Below are 4,043 nucleotides of genomic sequence, written 5' to 3' on the forward strand. Positions count from 1 at the left end.
TAAATATCGGCCTCACGATCACCGATATGGATGCACTTCGATGGCTTCTCAAAAAGCTCCGTGGATTGCTTGAGGTTTTCCAGCCACTGAATGCTCTCCTTGGTTTCAATGGGGATCCGTGTCAGGTTGACCTCGCGCCTGAGCGCAGCGACCCCTCTGAATCTCTTTCTGGTCCAGAACTTCACGGCGCTGAGCCCCAGTGGAAGCCCCTCAAGGGTCACCGCAAGGCTCGAATGCATCAATATTCCGCATGTCGTGTACGTTTGGGGTTTTCCGTCCAATCTTCGAGAGTTGCTTTTGGGGATGCGCTTAATCATCCCGATCAGATCCGGGCGCTCCCTTTGATAGGTGAATTCGGTCGTATCATGCAGAACAAGAACAGGCCCTTTCGCAGCCGCGATACGTTCCCGCGTCGATTTAAAATGACCAGATAGGATGTCGGCCTCGCTTACTCGTTCATTGGAGAAGAAACGATAGGCCGCCTTGGTATTCGCCCAGTCTTGGCAAACCATCGGAATGCTCTGTCCGATGTCTCCACCAATCTGCTCCAGCAGCATGCGAAATCTCTCGCCAAGTCGAGCGTCCTGGAATTCGCACAGCGCAGCTTCACGATCGAACCAGGTCACCGCGTCAGACGCCAACGGATGCGCCTTCTCATCCCGGGCGCGCGAAGTCAGTCCCATAGAGCACCTCTTCTCGAATCAGGTGCTCATCAAAGAATCATAAGTGATTCCGGCGACTCAAGTTTTCGGTTGGGCCGGGCCTCAAAAAATGTGGGTAATCGTAAGGGTCGACGAACGATTACGATAGACCAAGAAGACGACGAATGCCCAACGCCCACAACTGCTGCCTTACCGAACATCAACCCATTCCTCTGGAGAGAAGATCATGAAGAAGCGACTGCTCGCGAATGTCATTGGCTGTGCCTGCCTTATCTTGACGACGGCTGCCGAAGCCCGAACCTCTTACGACGGCCCCTGGAATCTCGTCTTCGTTACGCAACGCGGAAGCTGCGATCCGACCTACAATTTCTCGGTAAACATAAACGACGGCGTTGTTTCTCACCCCAATCTCGTGAAGTTCACTGGGTATGTCGGAAGATCGGGCGCGGTTCGCGCGTCGGTGACGGTCCACGACAAATACGCAGCAGGGTCGGGGAGGCTGACGCGGGACGCCGGCCGCGGAATCTGGAGCGGTCACTCGGGAAGTGGGCGCTGCGGGATACTGGACCGCGCAGCGAAGCAACTAGGATGCAAATCGCCGACGGTAGCCCTCTGCGCCTTGACGCGGCTGGGCTGATAGCGACAAAGACAATGTGCCGCGTCACTCCTTCTCCGCAGCCTCGGCCTCAACTTGGTCGGGCGAATTCATCAGGTCGCGCTCACGAGGCGCTACCATTGAGCGCAAGGGATCGCAGAAGATCGAAGGAAGGCGAGCAAAATCGTGGAATTTTGGTAGCGGGAGACCGCTACAGCCCGAAACCCACTATTCCGGAGGCACTGTTTTTGTATCGACGGGTAGCCTAGCTCGGACGGTCGCAACCTCATAGCCCGGCGGCCTCGCCTTGCTGGCTTCCGTATCGGGCGCTCTTTTCTGTGCACCGGCATGCACTTGGAGCGTAACCAGCTTCACCGGCCAACGATAGACAGACTGCTATCCGGCGTGGTCAAAAGTCCGGGCCGAAGACGTCGCTATTGAACTGGGCCGACCTCGTCGTTGTCCATGCTGTTGATCAGGTTCTGCTCGGGGTCCGTAAAGCCACCCGCTGAGAGCGTATCTGCCGGCAATGCGCCATAGCTGGCGCGATATTTATCCATCGCGGCCACGCTGCCGACAAACGCACAGGTGCACCCGGAGGGATCGGCATAGACATATTAGGGACGCCCGCCCTTTTGCCGCAGCTGGAATTGATTGGGTGGAAACGACATCAGCCGCTTCAACATCTCCGGCGTGGTGGCGGCGATGGGGTTAAACCCCGATGATATCAACAATTGGCCCGTCGACTGCTGAGCGTAGACGCGGGCGCCCGAATATACCTCGGCGAGAAGAACGACCGAGACGATGGTTGCAGCAGCGCATGCAGATGGAAGAGTCATTTTCTGCTCCGGGGATGCCTGTGTGAACCACCGATTCGAGCCGGGAGTGGCCATTGGTGTCTCTATAGTGTCCCGAACAGTTTTAGTGACCGATCCGATGCCCCTCGTCACCCGACGCCAACCCGTGGCCCCTAGGATGATCTTCTCTTGGCTCTCCGCGGCAAGGGGGAGCCCATGACCGGCAATTCTAAAAAGCCGCATCACTGGAGGCGCGATTTCACCAGAGTGTCCGAGGGTCGTTCGCCGAATTGAAGACGATAATTCCTCGCGAAATCACCTAAGTGCCAAAATCCGAAAGCGAGCGCACACGCCTTTACGCTATCCGCTCCGGCCAGCAGTCGCTGCCGCACGAGCCAGAGACGCCTCAGGCGCAAATATCGATGGAGGCTCATTCCTCGGTATCGCTTGACCGCCTCGTGCATGGTTCGCACCGAGGCGCCAACTTCTCGCGCAAGTTCTTCGCTGTAGATCGGACGCCCGATGTTGCCGGACAATACTTCCTGAATATCTCGGAAACTCCTGAAATGCCCGAGGTAATTCGCATGAAACGCCCATCGTGCGTCAACAACATGGGCGAATGCGGCATCAATTCCAGCTAGTAGGGACTCCCGGATTGCGGACGAGGCGTCGCCCGCCTCGCAGACATCGAATGTCGCGGAAGTTGACAGGATCTGCCTCACGAGCTCGCGCAGCCAATGCTGCGCAGCGGTGCTCGTTTCGAACGCTTTCCAGTTGGGACCGGCCTGGGGCCAGCCACGATCCTGTATCGCTGGCGTGAAAATAATCGAAGTGAATTGCCGCTCGGCTCGTTCGACCGTGGAATATGCAGCACCGCTGCCGCCGATCGCTATAGCTGAGTGATCTCTTTCGACCCCGTTGAAGCGAATGGGAAAACCGTCATCCATCGAGAACCCGACAGCTGTGCAATTGTCGGCAAGCTGACCATCGGCGATGCGCGGGAAAGACTTGGCAAAATTGATGTCACATCCCGGAAGATTAAGGATGACTTGCTCGGCAGAGATTTTCCGTGCGAGAGGCGTAAATTCGACCTTCAGATTTCGCACGGCTGTTCGATACTGATCGAGATCGGTAAAGCGAAATACCTTTGGCGCCAACACAGCCAGAGCCGTTATTCTCCTATCGCGGGCCAAGGCGGCCCTCTAAACAATACACTGCCGAATCGGGTTCTAGAGATTCCGGAATACCACGGATTGAATGTATAGTGACCAACACGTCAGGGCAATGAGCCAGTCCTCCATTGAATTGCTGCGCGGTCTAAGTCGCACCTGCTCTGGTGTATTTCTGCTCCCGGCGATAATCTAATGCTCGGCTGGGGGCCTCACAATGTTCGATGTGTATTTGAACGACAGGAGCGATCTGCTCGTCGTGCGCAACGGTTTATCATCCACGTCCTGACGTGTCAGGCAAATGGCGTAAGAAGAAGAGAAAAGTCGCTTCCGTTAGCGAGGAAATTAGGCTCGCTGTTCTGGCGCAAGGCTACTACATGCGCAAGCTAAAGGATTTTAGGAAACGCTAGTCAGCGCGGCACACGTGTACCCTCTACGGCATCACCACCAACCCGGCCGCATTCTGGCGCTCTTCCGCTCAGGATATTCAATCGCTATGTCGGCAACCTGGTGCCGATGCCTGGCATCTTCCCCGATTATCCGGCGCCAGTGATCCGCAACACGGAAGCCGGGACCGAGATGTTAGTACCGCGCTGAGTTTTCATCTACGCCTCATTTGTCCGTAGGGCGCTGCGCCCGCTGAAGGCTTCCCTGTTCCGCCGCTTGCGAGGTACGGGTTATGGCGGCCTCAAACACCGCAATCCGGCGATCGAGATCGCCATAGCTCGATATCGTTGATATCAACTAGTGGTTCATCTCAGTGATTTTGACTCTTTGGCGGTGGTTGGATAGGCGCGGCCGAGTTTGTCGCGTGCTTTTG

At 56.4% G+C, this 4,043-nt stretch carries 5 protein-coding genes; 1 reads left to right on the plus strand and 4 read right to left on the minus strand.

The genetic code is table 11. The annotated features are described in order from the left end of the window. Window positions 1-683 (minus strand): IS4/Tn5 family transposase DNA-binding protein (locus tag AC5ZFO_RS47335; protein ID WP_496124175.1); only part of this gene is annotated, 683 nt, incomplete at its 3' end. A gap of 205 nt (window positions 684-888) precedes the next feature. Between AC5ZFO_RS47335 and AC5ZFO_RS47340 the strand changes: the two genes are divergently transcribed. Continuing rightward, window positions 889-1,299 (plus strand): hypothetical protein, encoded by a 411-nt coding sequence (locus AC5ZFO_RS47340; protein WP_496124176.1) that lies wholly within the window; start codon window positions 889-891, stop codon window positions 1,297-1,299. 392 nt (window positions 1,300-1,691) lie between these two features. On the opposite strand, the gene AC5ZFO_RS47345 is transcribed toward AC5ZFO_RS47340, so the two are convergent. The 3 genes from AC5ZFO_RS47345 to AC5ZFO_RS47355 all read right to left on the minus strand — a co-directional run bounded on the left by AC5ZFO_RS47345 (window position 1,692) and on the right by AC5ZFO_RS47355 (window position 3,247). Continuing rightward, a complete protein-coding gene (locus tag AC5ZFO_RS47345; RefSeq protein ID WP_496124177.1) occupies window positions 1,692-1,817 on the minus strand; it encodes a hypothetical protein in 126 nt (41 codons plus the stop codon). Window positions 1,818-1,874: 57 nt separating this feature from the next. Next, window positions 1,875-2,096 (minus strand): hypothetical protein, encoded by a 222-nt coding sequence (locus AC5ZFO_RS47350; RefSeq protein WP_496124178.1) that lies wholly within the window; start codon window positions 2,094-2,096, stop codon window positions 1,875-1,877. A gap of 200 nt (window positions 2,097-2,296) precedes the next feature. Next, on the minus strand, window positions 2,297-3,247 hold the full coding sequence (locus AC5ZFO_RS47355; protein WP_282524468.1) for a helix-turn-helix domain-containing protein: 951 nt from the start codon (window positions 3,245-3,247) through the stop codon (window positions 2,297-2,299). Window positions 3,248-4,043: the final 796 nt, after the last annotated feature.

This window comes from Bradyrhizobium sp. Unk1 (genome assembly GCF_059512345.1).

What these genes read in the sequence shown, in the direction of transcription:
- AC5ZFO_RS47345 (WP_496124177.1), bottom strand. Translation starts at nt 1,817, where the DNA reads ATGGATAAATATCGCGCCAGCTATGGCGCATTGCCGGCAGATACGCTC.
- AC5ZFO_RS47350 (WP_496124178.1), bottom strand. Translation starts at nt 2,096, where the DNA reads ATGACTCTTCCATCTGCATGCGCTGCTGCAACCATCGTCTCGGTCGTT.
- AC5ZFO_RS47340 (WP_496124176.1), top strand. Translation starts at nt 889, where the DNA reads ATGAAGAAGCGACTGCTCGCGAATGTCATTGGCTGTGCCTGCCTTATC.